The organism is Pacificibacter marinus (genome assembly GCF_018860665.1).
Lineage (GTDB): Bacteria > Pseudomonadota > Alphaproteobacteria > Rhodobacterales > Rhodobacteraceae > Celeribacter > Celeribacter marinus_A.
Genome location: NZ_JAHKPK010000012.1, coordinates 1 through 18021 on the forward strand (window position 1 = coordinate 1; position 18021 = coordinate 18021).

Annotated in this window: 17 protein-coding genes; all 17 read right to left on the reverse strand. The window is 51.2% G+C overall.

Features of this window, described 5'->3' with window-relative positions; translation table 11 throughout:
* Positions 1–526: 526 nt before the first annotated feature.
* The 17 genes from KO497_RS02445 to KO497_RS02525 all read right to left on the reverse strand — a co-directional run bounded on the left by KO497_RS02445 (position 527) and on the right by KO497_RS02525 (position 17534).
* Positions 527–1408: a MurR/RpiR family transcriptional regulator gene (locus KO497_RS02445; protein WP_215942379.1), complete on the reverse strand. Its 882-nt coding sequence runs from the start codon at positions 1406–1408 to the stop codon at positions 527–529.
* 25 nt (positions 1409–1433) lie between these two features.
* Positions 1434–2513: an ABC transporter ATP-binding protein gene (locus KO497_RS02450; protein ID WP_215942380.1), complete on the reverse strand. Its 1080-nt coding sequence runs from the start codon at positions 2511–2513 to the stop codon at positions 1434–1436.
* The gene (locus KO497_RS02455) at positions 2510–3259 is read right to left on the reverse strand and encodes a glycerophosphodiester phosphodiesterase family protein (protein ID WP_215942381.1); all 750 of its coding nucleotides are present in this window, start codon (positions 3257–3259) and stop codon (positions 2510–2512) included. The genes KO497_RS02450 and KO497_RS02455 overlap by 4 nt, the downstream gene beginning before the upstream one ends.
* Positions 3260–3279: 20 nt before the next feature.
* The gene (locus KO497_RS02460) at positions 3280–4089 is read right to left on the reverse strand and encodes a carbohydrate ABC transporter permease (RefSeq protein ID WP_215942382.1); all 810 of its coding nucleotides are present in this window, start codon (positions 4087–4089) and stop codon (positions 3280–3282) included.
* A complete protein-coding gene (locus KO497_RS02465; RefSeq protein ID WP_215942383.1) occupies positions 4079–4948 on the reverse strand; it encodes a carbohydrate ABC transporter permease in 870 nt (289 codons plus the stop codon). The genes KO497_RS02460 and KO497_RS02465 overlap by 11 nt, the downstream gene beginning before the upstream one ends.
* 70 nt (positions 4949–5018) lie before the next feature.
* On the reverse strand, positions 5019–6278 hold the full coding sequence (locus KO497_RS02470) for an ABC transporter substrate-binding protein (protein WP_215942384.1): 1260 nt from the start codon (positions 6276–6278) through the stop codon (positions 5019–5021).
* Positions 6279–6658: 380 nt separating this feature from the next.
* Entirely contained in the window at positions 6659–7381 is a 723-nt protein-coding gene (locus KO497_RS02475; protein WP_252729477.1) for a tetratricopeptide repeat protein, read from the reverse strand.
* A 137-nt stretch (positions 7382–7518) separates the two neighbouring features.
* On the reverse strand, positions 7519–9345 hold the full coding sequence (locus KO497_RS02480; RefSeq protein WP_215942386.1) for a TadG family pilus assembly protein: 1827 nt from the start codon (positions 9343–9345) through the stop codon (positions 7519–7521).
* Complete coding sequence (locus KO497_RS02485) at positions 9335–9781, reverse strand: TadE/TadG family type IV pilus assembly protein (RefSeq protein ID WP_215942387.1); 447 nt, start codon at positions 9779–9781, stop codon at positions 9335–9337. The genes KO497_RS02480 and KO497_RS02485 overlap by 11 nt, the downstream gene beginning before the upstream one ends.
* A 2-nt stretch (positions 9782–9783) precedes the next feature.
* Positions 9784–10734: a type II secretion system F family protein gene (locus tag KO497_RS02490; RefSeq protein WP_215942388.1), complete on the reverse strand. Its 951-nt coding sequence runs from the start codon at positions 10732–10734 to the stop codon at positions 9784–9786.
* A gap of 1 nt (position 10735) precedes the next feature.
* Positions 10736–11680, reverse strand: a complete 945-nt coding sequence (locus KO497_RS02495) for a type II secretion system F family protein (protein WP_252729478.1) — start codon at positions 11678–11680, stop codon at positions 10736–10738.
* Positions 11681–11709: 29 nt separating this feature from the next.
* A complete protein-coding gene (locus KO497_RS02500) occupies positions 11710–13251 on the reverse strand; it encodes a CpaF family protein (protein WP_215942390.1) in 1542 nt (513 codons plus the stop codon).
* Between the two features lie 3 nt (positions 13252–13254).
* A complete protein-coding gene (locus KO497_RS02505) occupies positions 13255–14484 on the reverse strand; it encodes an AAA family ATPase (protein ID WP_215942391.1) in 1230 nt (409 codons plus the stop codon).
* Positions 14481–15026, reverse strand: a complete 546-nt coding sequence (locus tag KO497_RS02510; RefSeq protein ID WP_252729479.1) for a CpaD family pilus assembly lipoprotein — start codon at positions 15024–15026, stop codon at positions 14481–14483. Before KO497_RS02510 ends, KO497_RS02505 begins: the two co-directional genes overlap by 4 nt.
* Positions 15027–15028: 2 nt before the next feature.
* Positions 15029–16321 (reverse strand): type II and III secretion system protein family protein, encoded by a 1293-nt coding sequence (locus tag KO497_RS02515; RefSeq protein WP_215942393.1) that lies wholly within the window; start codon positions 16319–16321, stop codon positions 15029–15031.
* Between the two features lie 47 nt (positions 16322–16368).
* Positions 16369–17334 carry a Flp pilus assembly protein CpaB gene (gene cpaB, locus KO497_RS02520; RefSeq protein ID WP_215942394.1) on the reverse strand — a complete coding sequence of 322 codons (966 nt, stop codon included), beginning with the start codon at positions 17332–17334 and terminating at the stop codon, positions 16369–16371.
* Positions 17331–17534 (reverse strand): Flp family type IVb pilin, encoded by a 204-nt coding sequence (locus KO497_RS02525; protein ID WP_215942395.1) that lies wholly within the window; start codon positions 17532–17534, stop codon positions 17331–17333. The genes cpaB and KO497_RS02525 overlap by 4 nt, the downstream gene beginning before the upstream one ends.
* Between the last annotated feature and the right edge of the window lie 487 nt (positions 17535–18021).

Here is an 18021-nt window from a genome sequence, read left to right on the forward strand (position 1 = left end):
ATTGCCGCGTCTTGCGGCGGATGTTCTTAACCACCTTGTCGGCGGCGTCTTTTGATGTCTGGGGCTTCTTCGTCATCTCGATCTCCTAATCGATAAGATGAACCAGAAATCCTCCGTTATTCAAATCCTCAAATCTGTCCCACGGGTGCTGATGTCAGACAATATCTGATCTCCTTCGTGTTGAAGATCAGCAGACTACAAATTGCAGCTTGCATCAGTGTCCAATTTTAGGGGGGAGCTCAAGCGAAAGTTCACCGCTGTTGCGAGGTTTTACTACGAATGATCTAAAAGCAGTCGATTAAGGTGCCGATTTCCCTTTTTTCCCGCCTGCCTTTGAAGCTGCGCTTGGTTTAGGCAAGCCACCTCGAACGACGACAACCGCGATTACGATTGACGATTGCCCGGTAGGGCGAACGAAGGTGCTCATATGGCCAACATCGGCGAGGTCGCATACTTGTTTGTTTATCAGCTGAAGCCAAAAGTTAAGTGGAACAAGCTCAATAAACTACGAACATCTCATTCAATCCTATTTTATCACGCGATTAAGGTCTTCTCTCACCCGCTTGAAAGTATTTAAAGACCGCATGGTTTTTCCGGCATCGATGCTTGCAAGATCAAGGATGATTGTGTTGGCTATGGTCATAGGAACGACCAAAGACTGGGATTCCCCTGCCCCCCCTCGCGAGACGCATATCTGACTATTTTTAACCCCCTTTATGCGAGTATCTTCAACATCACAAAGGATGAGGCACGCGGCATCACGCTCACCGGCTAAATCTGTAAGGTGTTTGAGCTGCGTTGTGGTGCCACGAAAGCAGCTCAAGAACAGAACATCACGGGGCCCCATCGTGTAAACCCATTCCACCTGTTGCTGTTCTACGCTACCCAAATCAATTGCCTCGTAGCCAGAACGCCGAAGACGCAGTGCAATCAATTTTGCGAGTGCCGTTCCATGGCTTGTTCCAACTGTAAAAATGCGCCGTGCATTGTAAAGAACCTCAGAAAAAACGCGGATTTGCGCATCGGTCACGGTATCGCGTAAATGTTCAAGAGCAGACACTTCACTGTCGATAAGCGATGACAGCAGCCCCCCCTCACCCGCGCGCGCAAGTCGTGCAGCGATCCGCGCTGTCGGATCTGCAAATTCATCTTGCCCCTCCATCAAGCTGGTTTGCATAAAGGTTCGAAATTCAGGATAGCCTTTGAACCCCAAACGCCGCGCAAGGCGCATAGCCGATGCGGGATGCACCCCTGCCCGCGACGCCACTTCGGTACTATTTTCGAATGCCCCGCGGATCGGGTCGCTGGTTAAAACCTTAAGAAGGCGCGTATCAGCATCCGTTAACTTTCCAAAATGCTGAGTGATAAGTTGAGAGAGGTCCGTGGGGGGATTGTGTCGATCAATCATAAATGAATTTCACCGCTGCGGAACATCAGGCAGTCTCTTTTACATGCGTTTTGGGCATCTGAGAGTGATGCATCACTGGAAGGTCTAATCTAACCCCAGATATAGCATCAAAGCACAGTGCTTGCGAAGGATCTAATGACAGCCATATGGTATCCCCTTCATGCGGCAATTCTTCGCCTCGCGTCACAACGGCTGACAGTCGGCCAGCTTCACTTTCGCAGTGTACGATGAAAGTCGCCCCTGTCATTTCAGTCAAAACGACGCGCGCAGTGATGGAAGGCCCGCGGACAGGACTGCGATTTAAGCTCAAAGCCTCAGGCCGGAACCCAACATCGATATCACGCTCGCCCCCCCAATCATCGATACAGTCAGCGGGAACAAAATTCATGGCAGGCGACCCTAAAAAGCCAGCAACAAAGCGATTGACCGGCTGATCGTAAATCATATCTGGTGTATCGAATTGCTGTAGATGTCCGTCCTTCATCACCGCGACACGATCAGCCAATGATAAAGCCTCGGTTTGATCGTGAGTCACATAGATGATCGTCGCCCCAAGTTGACGGTGCAAGTCTTTAATTTCAGTGCGCATGGCAACCCGTAGTGCATTGTCCAGATTTGACAAAGGCTCATCCATTAAGAACGTCGAACAATCACGCGCCATTGCACGCCCCATTGCAACGCGCTGGCGTTGCCCACCAGACAGCGCACCCGGCTTGCGATCCAGATACGATGTAAGCTGCAATGTTTCAGCGACAGATCGAGCTCGTTTTAGGCGTTCCACTTTTGGCACTTTGCGCAGTTCTAATCCAAAAGCGATATTTTCCAAAACCGTCATATGCGGATACAGCGCATAGTTTTGAAAAATCATCCCGATGTCCCGATCTTGTGGCGGCAGGTCATTCGCCCGTTTGCCATCAATCAAAAGTTCACCTTGCTCACAAGGGTCAAGCCCTGCCAATAGCCGCAACAACGTGGACTTTCCACATCCCGAAGGACCGACGATAACAATGAATTCGCCGTGCTGGATATCCATGGATACGCCATGTAAAATCTGTGGCCCGCCCGCATAGGATTTACGAATGTCTTTCAAAGTGATCGCGCTCATTGGGCTGCCTCTTGCATAAATGCTTTGCGCACCGCAATCGCCAGATTGGGGCGGTCTGTTGTGAACACCTTGGCGCGCAGAGCCAACGCTTTTCTGATCTGGGGTTCCGTATGTGCGGCCCAACACCCAAAGTTTAAACCAGCGTCTGTCACCTGCATCATCACATCTTCACTGACGTGATCGATGTTCAATCCAATCTCAGGGATGTCATGCTGTTTTGCCACGTCAATCACTGTCGCCACCCCCAATTGTTTCTGCACTGCTGGGCTGACAAGCCACAGACAAGGACGCGCTGTGTGGCGCTTGATCTCATCAAGGTTGGCAATCAAAAAGGACGAGAAAACTGTACGTTCTAACATGGCGTTGTGAGACAGTTCCGCGATTACTTTTGGCACAAAATTCTCATAAGGCGCGCCATTTCGATCTGGCTTAAATTCACACCTGAAATTCACCGAACTATGCTGATACAACGCGCAAAGCTCTGTGAGTGATATGGGATGTTCATCAATACCATAGTCGATGTTTGCGGCACGAATTTCGGCCTCTGTAAGGGCGTTTAGCGCCCCAGTGCGATCTGTTGTGCGATCAAGTGTCGGGTCATGATGCACCATGATAGCACCATCTTTGCTAGGGTGCAGGTCAAACTCGACCTCCTCCAGCGGCAGGGACGCCGTTGCACGAAACCCAAAAGGCGTGCTGTCACCATACTCCAGCGTGCCACCACGATGCGATGCGATGCGTGTCATATTACTAATCCTAATGTGCGTCATTTTACGGCTCCCATCATCATGCCGCGTATCAAATGACGTTCGACCAAGATGAAACCAACAAGAACGGGTAAAATGGTGATGGTTGAGGCCGCCATAACCAGCGGCCAATCGATGATATCTTCGCCCGGATTCACGCGGTACAAGCGTGCCAAACCGATCTGCAATGTGTAAAGATCTTCGCGCCCAATCGCGACAAGCGGCCAAATATAATTGTTCCACTCCGAGATAAAAATATAGAGCCCCATTGACAGGATAGCGGGCTTTGACAACGGAATGATCACCCGCCACAGCACTTTCAAAGGCGATGCCCCATCCATGTACGCCGCTTCATCCAGCGCGCGCGGGATGCCGCGAATATATTGGCGCAAGAAAAAGGCCGCAAATCCATTAGACACCGCGGGCAAAACCAATCCCGCATAGGTATCCAGCAGACCCGCCTTGGCCAGCGTTAGATAGTTCGGGATCAAAGTGATATGACTTGGGATCATCAATGTCGCCACGACAGCCCCAAACAACAGATTGCTTCCCGCAAATGTATAGCGCGCAAAGGCAAACGCGGCACAGGTAGCGACTGCCAAACCAATGAGCGTCACAAGTCCGGACACGATCACCGAATTCACCAGATAGCGCGCAAAATTATATTGTCCGATCGCCATCTCATAGTTGCGAAAGGTAAACTCTATATTGCCCGTGTAGTATGCATCAGCCGTCTGAAACGACATCCAGATGGAATACAAAACAGGCGACAAAAACAGCAGACCAGCGGCCAGCGCAAGGACAGCCAAAAATGGATTTTCAGGCTTCATAATGTACCTTTCGCCCAATAACGCGGGATTTGACCACCGCCAATGTGATAAGGAATGCGAATAGCAACACCGCCAAGGCAGATCCCACACCGATGTCGAACAGATTGAACCCCACGCGGTACAACATATTCACCAACATATCCGTCGCCCCCGCTGGCCCGCCTTTGGTCATGACGTCGACGATGGTGAAAACTTGAAACGCTTCGATCACTGAAATCATCAGCAAGAAATACGTTGTCGGCATCACAAGCGGCACCGTGATGCGACGAAAGACATGGACCTTGCGCCCCCCATCAACAGCCGCTGCGTCATACAGTTCAGGCGCAATTGCTTGCAGGCCCGCGATGTAAATAATGATGTCGTAGCCAAGTTGCTTCCAGGTATTGACAAAGATCAACACCCACAAGGCAACATGCGGCTCTTGCAACCATGCCACTTTTGGCAGGCCAAAGCTCGACAACAGCGCATTCATCATGCCGTAATCTGTCGAAAAGACCCAAGAAAACACCACGCCGATGGCAACGGTCGACGTGACAGATGGCAAAAACAGCGCGCCTCGCATCAAACGCGACACCAAAGTTTCACGCAAAAGTTGATTGGCTATGAACAGCGCCAAAAGCAAACGCAACGGCACCGATATAATCGCAAAGATTGCCGTCACGCGCAGAGCGTTCCAAAATTCTCGACTGTCCAAAAGCAGGCGGTAATTATCAAGCCCGACATAAGGCTTGGTCGGCGATAGAAAGTCCCATTCGCGCAGGCTAAGGTTCATGCTTTGAACGATCGGGATATAGGTGAACACCGCGATAAATCCGAGCAGCGGCAGCACAAAAAGATAGGGCGTTATACGGCGCAACATAAAGTGGCCTTCCAAATCATGAAACGAGGCCCCAACGCATTGGAGCCTCGTTTGTTTGTTGAGTTCCGGATTATTTTTTAAGACGTTCAGCTTCTGCGCGTGTGCGTTCAGCAAACTCGTTCAAGACGTCTGGGACTTCGCGTTGGCCCAACGCCATAGCTTGCCATAGATCATATTCAGAGGCGCGCATCCATGTCACGACCGGAGGGCGAGGGCGTCCACGCGCAACATCAAGTTGGTTGATGGCCACATCGATGCCGGGCTTTTCAGCCAACGCTTCTATCGCAAGAGGTTGCCCTGCGGTATTTTTATTGATCGGCATGTAACCCGTCTCAGAGAACCACAAAGCATTGGATTCAGGAGAGGCAGCAAAGCTGATGAACTTATATGCCGCGTCTTGAACCTCTTGTTCAGATGTAGACAAAATACCGATCCCTGCCCCGCCGATTGGCACGGCGCAGACCTTATTGCACGGCATCGGCACGACAGCCAAATCGTCACCCAAAGCTGACGTCGAGCGCCCGTAGTTGCCAGTCGAGTTGATCATCATACCAACTTTTCCAGCCAAGAATGCATCACGACCGTTGTTTTCTTTGGTCACACCATCGGGCGAAGCAACCTTGTGCTCATGCACCAGCGACGCCATAAATTCATAGGCTTCGATCGTATTTGGTGCGTCGAGCAAAATATCGCCAGAAACGCTATCGATCAGGTCACTGTCATTGTCCATGACCAGACCCCAGCGCGCAAATTGTCCGGGAGCGGCGATGCCAGAAATACCTTCATCGCCAAGCGTTTCTGTGATCTGTTTCGCCGCAGCCAATAGGTCATCATACGTGTTCAAAGGTGTGTTTTCGTCAAGGCCAGCTTGTTGGAAAATCGCTTTGTTGAAATACAAAACTGGCGTCGAGGAATTGAACGGTACAATGTAGTTTTTGCCTTCATACACGCCGACTTCGCGGGCGAAGTTGAACAGATCATCTTTAAGTGGATCTGCGTCAACATAGGCTGTCAAATCTTTCAACACACCGCGATCCGCGAACAAACCGTATCGTGTGACTTCCATGATCACCGCATCAGGCGCACGCCGCGCAGGGATCGCCGCTTGAAGTTTCGTGACGATGTCGTTGTAGTTGCCGATCTCTTGCGCATCAATTTTGATATCTGCGTTTTCCGCTTCAAAGTTTTCAATGATACGGTTCAGCGCATCACCAGAAGATCCACCAAAACTGTGCCAGAATTCAACGGTCACATCCGCCGCGGCTAAAGTCGTTGACCCCAGCAAAGCCAGCAGCCCTGCGCTTGTAATATTCTTGATATGTGCAATCATTTTAACACCCATTTTGCAATACTAATTGCAGTTTCGTTAAGGTACGAAATAGGCAGGCATTGTAACGATATTAATAATAACACATGAAAAATAGGCAACAAACATGACTTAGCGCAGTATACCTGCGCCCTTTTACGAGCAATGATTGCCGTTAAGGCAAAATGAATTTCAACGGTTGGATGCAACGGAAAAGGTATGCGGTACCCCGTCATGCAGCAGGTCTGACAAATTGCTGAGGGTACAGTCTATACATCATCGCATGGCGACTTTGCACGAACATCTCTCCTTGGCTGCAGTAAATTCTATCAAAGGAGTGGCATCAAACCGCGACCGGTCCCGCCTCAAGAGCAACAGCACCTTACAACTAGAGGCGTCTCATCCTAAACAAAAACAAGAGAACCGATAGGCTTGCCCTCCTGATTCATCCGGCGCAAAGCTTGATAAGTTCGGATATTTTCCTGCACCTCTTGCGGTGTCATGTCATGGGCTAAGGTTGCGCGAGCATCATTGTCGCGCCCGTCCAACCCATACACCAGCGCAAGGTTGCCCCGCACATAGGGAGCTGCTGCCGGATCTTTAACAAGTTCTTGCAAAATCGCTGTTCCGCGAAGGATATCGCCAGATATAGCCAGAGACAGGGCATAATTACTGCGCAAGATGAAGTTCGTCGGATAGTAGGTCTGGCCGTCCTCATAAACACCCTGTGCCTGTTTGTGGCGAGACAATGTATCCAGAGCGACCCCCTTTCCTGTCAACGCAGACACGTTGCGTGGGTCAATACGCAGGGCTTTGTCATAGGCCTCAATCGCCGCTTCGGATTGATGCTGGGCAAGGTAGACCCGCCCCAATGTCGTGAGAGCCTCAGTATTATTTGGCGCCAATTCATGGGCCCGCAACAAAACGGCTCCGGCTCGACTGTTCTGTCCCATACGGGCGTAGCTGTTTCCGGCCCCCAAAAGGGCGGGCACAGAATTCGGCTCTGATACAAGCACTTTTTCAAACAGGCGGGCGGCAGTTTCATTGTCCCCCGCTTCAGACGTGGCTTGCGCCAGTCGCAGGGTTTCTGACCCTCCTGAGGCGCTTCCACCTGTACCAGCTGGCATACTTAAAGAACACGCAGACAGGCTTAGTGCGAATAAAACAAGGGTGAGAAGACGTGTTGTTATAAAAGAAAGGCGCAAAGCGGTACTCCGGTCAGGTTGAGCAAAAAAGTGTGGCGGGAAAAAGTGATGATACGGCGTCATTGAACAAGTAGAACCTTTCCACAGCTGACATCGTCCAATGTCAGGTCACCTTGTCCGACACCGATTCCGAGGGTATTGAAAAGGCCATCAAGCACTGCATCCAACGGCGTGAGAAGTGCGCCGAGGAGCTTGCTTGGGAGAACGTCGAGAACGCCATCCACAAGCGCAACCACAGGGGCCAATAAAAAGGACAGCAAACCACTTAGTAACGATTGACTGCTATTGCTTATATTGATTTCAAGGACGTCAGGATCCAACAGTGAATTGAGTGTCGAATTCAAGATATCTCCTGACCCTATCGTTTTTGCGGCGCCACCAATTTCAGAAACGAGAAATTCAATTGTGGGCAGCTGTGATACCCCCGCTGCAGCATAAGATTTTAGCTGTAGTGTAAAAAGGTCGATGTCTATCAACACGAGAGACAGACTTACGTCAAGAAAATCAGCTGGCTCCAGATCGTCTTGATCAAGGGGTGTGGTCGTATCCTCAAAGGTTGGTGCGTCGAATTCGCCAATGAACAACTCAACCAAATGCGTTCCAGTCACTCCGTTAAATGGATCGAAACCTGTATCAAATGTTGCAATTGTATCGTCAGGATCACCTGCCCCACAATTGAGATGAGTAAGTGTTGCGGTTGCGCTTGCGATCTCGACGTAAAGAGGGACGCGCAAAGAAAGAACAGACACGCCAGTACCAAGGCCGCTCAGCAAGCTTGGCGAAAGATCTAATTCTAGCTTCAACCGCATCTGAGCAGTGTGAAGGGTTGCTCCGCGTGCTCCAATTTTGATCCAGCCGGAGTGAGCTTCTCGCTCTCCCACAACCAGCTTCAGATCGGTTCTCAATACATTAGAAAGATTCAAGCTTAAGCTATCTATCTCAATAATACGGTTTGCATTTACCACATCAAGCGAGGCTTTCAGCAGATCAAGCGCATTAACGCTGACGCCTCCAAGGATGTCCTCTAGCTGTAATGAGACATTGTCGTCATCTATTTCAATCAAATCTGAAGTGTTCAGCCCCGTAGACACTGTTCCGTTGAGAATTGTCGTCAAGACATCGGCCGAACCAGATACCAGCCCCGTATCCAGCAGTGCCCCTGCCACATCCAAAAGATCAATATCGGAGGTCAGGATGCTCTCATAATCTCCGACAGTGGCTCCGATTCTGTTTCCTAAAGCATCTGAAAAGGTTAACAAATCAATTTGCGTAGCCAATAACGCGTTATAATCAAGCACATCTAAATCAATGCTGGTCCCCAGTGCCTCACCCAAAAGCCCGTCCAGCACGCTCTCCCCTGTATCCAAAGACAGAAGGCGCGAACCGAGGCTGAATGATGCAAAGTCAAAACGCGCTGCGGTTGCACTCGCGGAGAGTGCTGTGCTGTCTGTGTTGAGAAAACTCTTTGCGAAAAACAAGGGCGCAGAAGCCGAAAGTTGTACTTTTGCCGCGTTGACATCGATGTCCGCTAGGCTGCCCACGGTGAACCGATCCTCAGAGAACACCGAACTGTCGTAATCATAGCGCCCGTAACCTAACTCCGTTAGCGCGGAGGCCGAGAGGGCGTTGCCCATGACGGTCTTCGTCGCCGCATCACGAGGCGCTTCATATTCTTCGCTTTCTCCCTCGTTATAAAGCGTCAAGACAGCGCTGACTGCGGCCATATCCGCCTGCGTCTGGAGTGCCTTTTGTCGGAAATAAAGAGAGCCCAGATCAATGCCCACGGCCATAAACCCCACCGCGACAGTGAGAAACAACGCAACAATGATCACCACTGCACCGGAGTCATCCGCGTTATAATTCTGAAGAAATCGCTTAATACGCAAGGTAGCTCCTTCGCGTAATATTCTCGATGCCTATGCCTAGAAAGCTGTCTGCAATTGCAACCGCAGTCCCGTTGAGATCATAAGTCAGTGTGATCTGCACGGCGTCATAGGTATTTGTCGCATTGCATTCCGCTTGATCCTCCGGAAAGATGCAAATTTCTTTACTTATGATGTGATCTGCATCCAGAAAAGAGAAACGCCCCCCTGGAAAGGACAGAAACGTTTCGGCGCGATCTTTGCGATCTGCTAAATACGGTTCACTCACAGAATAACGCGCGGCTTCGGCCGCGAATTGCTGGAGGCTGTTCGCAATGGCGAAATACTGACCAAAGGCCACGATCCCAAAAATAATGCTAAGCAGCAACGGCAGAACAAGTGCAAATTCCACCGCCGTTGCGCCGTCCTCTTCGCGCCAAAATGCACGCCAGTTGAACATTGTTAAGATCCCCCGATCATTAAGTTATCCATAATACTCAATACCGCAGGACCGATCAGAACGATGAATAGCGCAGGCATAATAAAAAGGATGAGCGGAACAGTCATAAGCGCAGGTAACCGGCCTGCCTGCTCTTCCAGCCTCAGCAGCCTTTGGGCGCGCGAGTCCAGCATCAGCGACCTCAGGGCCGCCCGAAAGGGGGTGCCGTAGCGGGCCGATTGAACCATGGCATTGGCAAAGACCGAAACCTCAGGCAATGGCAACCGCCCTTCAAAATTTCGCCACGCTTGATCTCTGTCTGGCAGAACGCCAAGTTCGATGACCAATTGTTGCATTTCCACTGCAAAATCTGGAGACGTCGCATAGATTTCGCGCGCCACACGTTTTAGGGCTGGCATCGGTCCAAGTCCGGCTTCGCTGGCAATAACCAATAATTCCAACATATCCGGCAAGTCCCGGCGCACTTTTTCGAGTCGTTTTTTCTTTTTCCAAGACAGTATCACATCAGGAGCCCGCGACAGGGCCAATGCTGTGGCTGTTATAACCGCTATCACTTTCAAAGGACTTGTGCTGTCGTCCCCGTTGAGAACCAGCCAGAGACAGGCAAAAAGACCACCTGCGATCGGCAAAACCAGTTTCAAAAATGCATAGACGATATGTGCATCCCGACTACGGATTCCCGCGGATTTTAACAGCGCGGCAGAAACCTCTGCCTCACTCCCTTTAACAATAGAGACCCGTTCAGCTGTCAATGCCGCCAAACGGGTGAGGCCTTTGACAATGCGCGCGGACATAGTTGGTACTGATGCTATAGAGCTTTCGCCCATAGATTGGCGCGAGACACTGCGCATCAATCGGAACCGTCGCGCTCGCTGGTCCATCAATACCACAACTAAAAGCTGCAGAAGGCTGATGCCCAGAACAATTAGGAGAACGACACCGATCTTTGCCATATCAAACATCTATCCGTGACAGTTTATACATGCTGTAAATACCTAGAGAAAGGCTTAGAACTCCAGCAACCGTCATCAGATGCCCACGAGTGTCCTCGATCAACGGGCTGAGGTAACCGGGATTGAGAATAAAAAGAATTAGGCCTATTCCGAAGGGCAGTCCCGAAAGGATCATGGCGCTGACCCGTGTTTCTGCAGATAATGCGGCGGCTTTTTTTCTCAGTTTACGCCGGTCACGCAGTAGCTCTGCGAGATTTTCGAGTGTCTCCACAAGATTGCCGCCAGTTTCTGCCTGAAGGGTAGTGGCCACAGCTATGAACCGCGCCTCAGGTGTAGCAATGCGATCAGCCATGCCAGAAAGCGCTTCGTTCAAAGGCAAACCGACACGATACTCGTCTCGGCAGCGAAGAAACTCTTCCTGTGCAATCCCCGACGAATGATTGGCCACCAGCCCAAGGGATTCTGCGAGTGGCTGTCCCGCCCGCAAACCACGAGCAAATACGTCGAGGCAATCAGGAAGTGCCTCTGTAAACTGGCGCATCCGTCGCCCTTTCAACAGATCGAGAAAGAGATTGACTGACATCCATCCACCGCCGGTAGCGACCAATACGACCAAAGGTATGGCCAGAGAGGTCATAAAGATCAGGCCCAGCCCGATGCCGATGGCCGCGATCCCCATAGAAAATAACACCCAAGCAAATGTTATAGACAGACCTGCCTCGCGGACCCTTTGCTCCAATACTCCTCTCATCCCGCTGCGCCTCTGCTTCATGGCGGCGCGCGTGGCATTGCGGGCCGTTTCAGCGACCCGTTGGCGCACCAGTTCAGGCGTGATTTTTGATTGATCCACCGAGTAGCGAACAAGCCGTGCCCGCCGGATTCTCCGTGCGCGGTCATACAAGATCAGGCTGACCACACCAAATGCAACACAGGTCATAAAGATCATAATAAAGGCTGGCACTGTTCCGACCATAATCAGGCCTTCACCACTTGCCGCAGTTTAACATCAAGTCCCTGCTCTGCCGCACGATCCACGAAACTAGGAAGCATACCTGTCGGGACGAACCGCCCCTTCAACTTCCCATCTATTACACCCGCTTCTGGAACGAAGTGAAACAGCTCTTGTAGGCTGATGACCTCATCTTCGCCGCCTACAACCTCCGAGATAGAGGTGATCCGTCGTACCCCGTCACGCATGCGCGAAATTTGTACGATAAGATGAATTGCATCCCTGAGTTGCTGGCGCACGAAACTAGAAGGCAACACAATGCCCGACATGGCAATTAGATTTTCCACACGGGTCAACGCTTCCCGCGGACTGTTGGCATGCAGAGTGCTCATGGAGCCGTCATGACCGGTATTCATTGCCTGCAATAAATCGAACGCTTCTTCGCCGCGCACCTCCCCGATAATGATCCGATCCGGTCGCATCCGCAGCGCATTGCGAAACAACCGCCGCATAGGCACTTCACCCTTGCCTTCGATATTGGCCGATCGGGTTTCCAAGCGGACTACATGCGGCTGCTGCAACCGGAGTTCGGCAGCATCTTCAAGCGTGACAATCCGTTCATTTGACGGAATTTCGCGGGAAATCGCATTGAGCAACGTGGTCTTGCCCGATCCTGTGCCTCCTGACACCAGCAAGTTCAGCCGCAACTGCGTTGCGATTTGCAAAAACTCTGCCATTTCCTTTGTTAGCGACTGACGTTGGATTAGGTCCGCGAGCTGCAAATCATCTTTGGGGAACTTTCGAATGGTCATGGTCGGCCCGTCCACGGCCAAAGGAGGGATCGTCACATTGATCCGGCTACCATCTTCAAGCCGGGCATCCACCAAAGGCGTTGTTTCATCGATACGACGACCAACGGCAGAGACGATCCGCGTTGCGATCGTCAGCACATGATCGTTGTCGCGAAAGGAAATATCCGCCAATTCAAGCTGGCCCTGACGTTCGATATAGATCTGGTTCGGACCATTCACCATAATTTCGGAAATATTGTCATCCTCCAGCAACCGCTCAAGCGGCCCGAGGCCAAGCATGTCATCAACCACATAGTCAACCAGCTCCGCACTCTCCATTCCATTGAGATCAATACGCTGTGTCTGGCTGACGGAAAGCACGGCATCCCGAATTGCGTTGCGCTGTGCCTCGGCGGAGAGTTCCGCAAGTGTGCGCAAGTCCAGCAAGTCCATCACCTCTGGTGCAACCTGCGTTCCAAGCCGCATGACACGCTTGGTAAAATCCGGCTGGTAATTGGCTCGAGGTTTGGCTTCCGGTCTCTGCTGATCCCCATCGACAGGAGAGGCCTCAGCAAGCGGCACAAGTTGCTGCATCAATTGTCGTTGATGCTCACGCGGAAGAACATGGCCCGAGGTGTCCTGATACCAGTCAATCGCCAGACTGACCGCATAAGCGCCACCTTCGCGTCCTTCGGACACAAGCGTCTGTAATCGCTCCGCAATCATCGTGCGGACAGCGTCCATATTTTGACGGGCTAGTATGACACTCTCGCTCATCGCTTATGCCTTTTTCTTCCACCATGACGCAGATTGAACTGGGGGCGTGGGGTCACCCCTCCACCCCTTTTGCAAATCACTGGAAAACTGACGAACGCGGCGGGCATAGGGGCTGCGCGGGGCAAGTGTTTGCAGCGGTTCGCCCTTGATCGATGCCCGGGAAATATCATTCACACAAAGTGGCAACTCGAAGGATAGCGAATGGTCGAGCGCATCTGCAATCTCTTTGGCACTCAGTCCGGCATCCTTTCGGAGATGTGATAGTGCCAGCCATACCCGTGGTTTCTGACCACTACGACGGTTTAACCAGTCTAACAAACGCCCCGCGGAGCGCACGGCGCCAAATCCCGGCGAAAGCACAAGGACAAGATCATCAACTGCCTCCAGCACAGGATGGTCGTCCATGACGAACCGTCGCGGCAAGTCCACGACAGAAGCGGCAAAGACGTTCTTGAAAGGCCCCATCAGGCTCGCAAGGCCCGCTTCATAGCGATGCAGGAGTGCAGGATCTTCAATCTCGGCGGAATAGACCGACAGGCCAGACTGAACCTCTTGCATCGTGGCTTGCAAGAAAGTGGCATCCACGCGCTCTGGTGTTGTCAGCGCATCAAAAACGCCCGTAGTCATTTCAACATCCAATTCGACCGCCAAGGTGCCGAAATGCAATTCAGCATCCAATAGTCCAACACGAGATGGGACAGCTTGGTTCGCACCTGCGACATTATTCGAAACCGCCAGAGCAGATGCCAAATTCATGGCCAGAAGACTTGCTCCCACCCCACCACAGACTCCACAGACAGCAACGATCTTTCCGAGTTGTGGGGTTTTATTTGGAATAACCTTTGAAGCGTTCCACAAATTCGGCAAAGAAAGGCCGTCATGATGCGGAATAATAATATAGTCATTTGCGCCAGCGGCGAGATAGCTGCGATAGGTGGACACATCGATCTCGGGTCCAAGAAGGACGATTTCGACATCAGCCGCAGCCACGTCACGCAAAATTTCCAACGTGTCTCCCTGTGACGATGGTCCCAGCTCCGCAAAAACAACATCGCCAAATTCTGCTAAGCCCGACAAACGCGACAAGGTTTCCAATGTGCCAGTATGATATGTTGCCTGATTTCCATCTGGTGCCTGCTGCATGAAATAAGCCACCGCATCTCGACCGAGCTCAGTTGTCACGAAAGCTTCGACGCGGCGCGTTGCTTGAGAAAGCGGTAAAATTTGGTTCATTGGCCAACCCTATCCCGATAGGACATTGTTGCTGTCGTGTCCGGTTCAAGTACATCCCCCGGTTCATGGATCATCACCGCAAGATTGATCGCATTTGCGCACCCCAAATCGGCAACGCCTGACTGGCAACTGACACTCAGCCCCTGTGCGCGCGTCACCCGAATAATTCCCACTTGCCGATTAGGAGACGGGCGTGTGCTGAAATTATTGTCCTGTAAATACTGCTTTTTGGCCGGATACCGCGCCAGAATCGAGTGCATCGCACCTAGCCGTTCCATATCGATGCTCGACTTGCCCACCGACGGGATGGACACAAGCAGCACGTCTCCCGCATCCAACACAAGTGCATTTAAAAAGGCGGAGATACGGCCCCGCTCCTGAGCGGAAAGCGCAGATGAACCCGACGCGAACCTGTATTGGTGCTGCGCTTCAACATAAGGTGCAGACAGGCGCTCCGTGACGCCGGTGGCTGGTGTGAGCCGCTCACAGCCCGCAACCAGAAAAACGGCCAGCCCTGCCAGAATAAATTTTGTTTTATTCATCCTCATTGCAGTAAAAACCCCGCATTTCCGTTGATGTTTTTGACCGAAACAGGGCCGCTTTTGCTGATTGGCACTCCGGTAGAAAGTGAACCTAGAAAATGTCGATCCAAGGTATTCGCAGGGGCAAATCCCTCCAGCGGCGTCTTGAATTTGTCTGGCGCAGCAGGTTCGACGATATAAGGGGTCACGATGATAACCAGTTCGGTTTCCCCCGACTGATAACTTGTCGACCGGAACAGCGCTCCTAGGATCGGGATATCCCCCAAGCCCGGCACATCCTGCACGTCCTGTTGTGTTGTGGCACTGAAAAGTCCTGCGATGGCAAAACTCTGCCCACTGCCAACTTCGATGGTCGTGCTGGCGCTGCGCTCAAGGATCATAGGAATGTTTTGAGTGTTTGATGTACTTCCATTGGAAAAGTCCAACTCACGGATTTGCGTTTGCACGTTGAGCTTGATCTGATCGCTGCGCAGCACTTCCGGTAAAAATTCAAGTTCAACCCCATAGGGTTCGAATTGAACCGAACTGGAATCGTCACCTTCGGCGATCGTTTGATATGGAAAACGTCCGCCGGCAAGAAAGCTCGCCTTATCGCCAGAGCGTGCCGTAAGGTTTGGCTCCGATAGAATTGTCACCAAGCCTCGGCTCTTCAACGCTTCGATCGTCCCACTGATGGAAAATGTTGTCAGCAAGCCCTCGCCACTGTTAGACCGACTCCCGGATAACGAAGTCCAGTTTACACCCAGATCTTCGGACACACTGCGTGACACTTCCGCGATGCGGACTTGTAAGTTAATTTGCGCCGGTGTTTCCAACGCCAAACTATTCACCACGGTGACTGTCTCTCCTGCCAATTGGCGTACGACAGAGTCAATTCGCTCTGAATCAGCAATGGTTCCCACCCGCCCACTCACGATAATCGCGCCACCGACCTCGGAGACCGAGAACTGACCATTCGAGACTGCAGCATGTGCAGCCCCACTGACGGCATCGATATTGATCGAAACGTCGACCGCGCTGCTCAGCGTGACCTCTTCGTTATCGTCAATGACAAACAATGTGGTTTCACCAATGCGTTTGCCATAAATATACAGAAGTGTCGGTGATTTAATCTCCACATCCGCAACATCGGGATTGGCAAGAAATACGGTTTGCGCCGGCTGCTCAAGCTTGAGCAGCTTCCCTTGCCCCGCAAACAAATCAATGTCGCGGTTGCGCGTCTCTATTAAGGTTTGCGCCACAGTAGGGAGCGCGAGACACATCCAAAGAAAAAATAGAGATATAGTACGAAACATTCGAAATAAACCTTTTGGACAACAGCTGAAAGGGTAAGTGTCGAGTTTTAGTTTGAAGGCGCGGGCGTTTTCGTGATCTCTGCTTTCGCGCCAGAAATTGCAGCGCTCAAGGTCTCTAAAGTGGCAACATCAGCATCCACAGCAGTCAGCATGTTGACCTGTGTCTGGATGCCTCGCACCACAGAGACACGTCGACTAGGCGCTGCGGGTTCAGAGCGCTCTGCCCCGCCGGAGACTTGAGACGCAAATATAGGTGTATCCTGAGCAATAATTGGATCTGCCCCTTCTGTCCCATCGCTAAGAACCAGCATCAAGTCACCCATTTTCTGGGCGAGCGCCAAGACCTTTGCCCCGTCAGGCGGCAATTCAAAAGTGATGATTTTAGGTGATGCCTTAAGCGGTTTTTGTTCACTTCCGTCTGTCTGTTCCGCGATTTGATCCGTGGCGATAATCCGAACATTTCGCAATACCGTCCGAATGGCGAGCGCGTCATTCTCTGCGGTATAGGACAGCATCACATCGACCCTGTCCCCAATCCGCACGAGACCGGCCACTGATGTTGCTTCGGTCACCGGCAAAGCAATCGCCCGCATGCCTTCGCTCAGGCGCAACATAGATGTTTGCACTGGCGTCGGCGTTTCGGGAATGTCTGCAACGATCAAGTCAGAGGCCACGAAAGGCGTTCCACTTGGCACCATTCGAACCGCGGACATATGCGTCAAAGCCTCACGGTTTGCCGATGTGTCTCGCAAAAAACTCTCGGCGATTTGGTCTTCGGGCATTGCGATGGAAATAATGCCATCATCCGATATAGGCGCACCGATCGACAACTGAGCCGCAGCAACCAGTACACGATCAGATGCAAGATTCACTACGGCCTGCACCGGAACTGTAGGCTGTGATGTAGCTTGATCTTCTTCACGAAAACCAAACCACATCACTGCCCCAGCGACCAAAGCAGAGACCGTTAAAACGACAGTTATGCGTTGGAACAAACCGGCGGAAGAGATCATTCACTACAACCAGCTATAGTTGTACTGTCCCCGCAGAGCGCATCACTTACTGTTACAAAGCTAGCGTTTGTTGTTAATCCAATATTCGATACAGCCGTAACAATCACCGCAGCAATCAGAGCAGCAAAAAGACCATATTCGATTGCAGTCGCACCGTCTTCTTCGTGGTTGTAACGGTTCATAAGTTTAAAGAATTTCATCGAGCGTATTCTCCTAAAGCATAGGTTAAGTGGAGATCTTAGACAAAATACGGCATTGGAGAAAAAACCCCACTTTGCGCATGTATCTTTAAAGACCTACACAACCTTAAGGATCTACAAGCCACCTCAAGCCAAGCCTAAAACTTATAAATACTTATACGTTGGTAATTTGTTGCACACCAACGACACCATTTAGTATATTAAAATTATAAATATATACTTTATAATATATTAATGATAACTTTTTAATTACTAAATACAGCCCATTGGATAGTTCTCAACTAGCCCCTTCTAGCCCGATCACGTCATTTATATCGACAGCATTCTTCTCTCTTCGAACTTTAACAGTTGATTCGGTAAAGCGAACGCCGGGAACGCATCCTTGCGTATTGTGTCACAAATGATCTGAATGCCGTCATCGAAGAATACGTGCATGTAGATATGCCGTTACTCGCGAGACCTTTCCGTTAACCTCCCAGACTTGGAC

Coding starts and splice junctions, on each gene's coding strand:
- KO497_RS02445 (WP_215942379.1), bottom strand. CDS start 1,408: ATGATTGATCGACACAATCCCCCCACGGACCTCTCTCAACTTATCACT.
- KO497_RS02450 (WP_215942380.1), bottom strand. CDS start 2,513: ATGAGCGCGATCACTTTGAAAGACATTCGTAAATCCTATGCGGGCGGG.
- KO497_RS02455 (WP_215942381.1), bottom strand. CDS start 3,259: ATGACACGCATCGCATCGCATCGTGGTGGCACGCTGGAGTATGGTGAC.
- KO497_RS02460 (WP_215942382.1), bottom strand. CDS start 4,089: ATGAAGCCTGAAAATCCATTTTTGGCTGTCCTTGCGCTGGCCGCTGGT.
- KO497_RS02465 (WP_215942383.1), bottom strand. CDS start 4,948: ATGTTGCGCCGTATAACGCCCTATCTTTTTGTGCTGCCGCTGCTCGGA.
- KO497_RS02470 (WP_215942384.1), bottom strand. CDS start 6,278: ATGATTGCACATATCAAGAATATTACAAGCGCAGGGCTGCTGGCTTTG.
- KO497_RS02475 (WP_252729477.1), bottom strand. CDS start 7,381: ATGCCAGCTGGTACAGGTGGAAGCGCCTCAGGAGGGTCAGAAACCCTG.
- KO497_RS02485 (WP_215942387.1), bottom strand. CDS start 9,781: ATGTTCAACTGGCGTGCATTTTGGCGCGAAGAGGACGGCGCAACGGCG.
- KO497_RS02490 (WP_215942388.1), bottom strand. CDS start 10,734: ATGGCAAAGATCGGTGTCGTTCTCCTAATTGTTCTGGGCATCAGCCTT.
- KO497_RS02495 (WP_252729478.1), bottom strand. CDS start 11,680: ATGATCTTTATGACCTGTGTTGCATTTGGTGTGGTCAGCCTGATCTTG.
- KO497_RS02500 (WP_215942390.1), bottom strand. CDS start 13,251: ATGAGCGAGAGTGTCATACTAGCCCGTCAAAATATGGACGCTGTCCGC.
- KO497_RS02505 (WP_215942391.1), bottom strand. CDS start 14,484: ATGAACCAAATTTTACCGCTTTCTCAAGCAACGCGCCGCGTCGAAGCT.
- KO497_RS02510 (WP_252729479.1), bottom strand. CDS start 15,026: ATGAATAAAACAAAATTTATTCTGGCAGGGCTGGCCGTTTTTCTGGTT.
- KO497_RS02515 (WP_215942393.1), bottom strand. CDS start 16,321: ATGTTTCGTACTATATCTCTATTTTTTCTTTGGATGTGTCTCGCGCTC.
- cpaB (WP_215942394.1), bottom strand. CDS start 17,334: ATGATCTCTTCCGCCGGTTTGTTCCAACGCATAACTGTCGTTTTAACG.
- KO497_RS02525 (WP_215942395.1), bottom strand. CDS start 17,534: ATGAAATTCTTTAAACTTATGAACCGTTACAACCACGAAGAAGACGGT.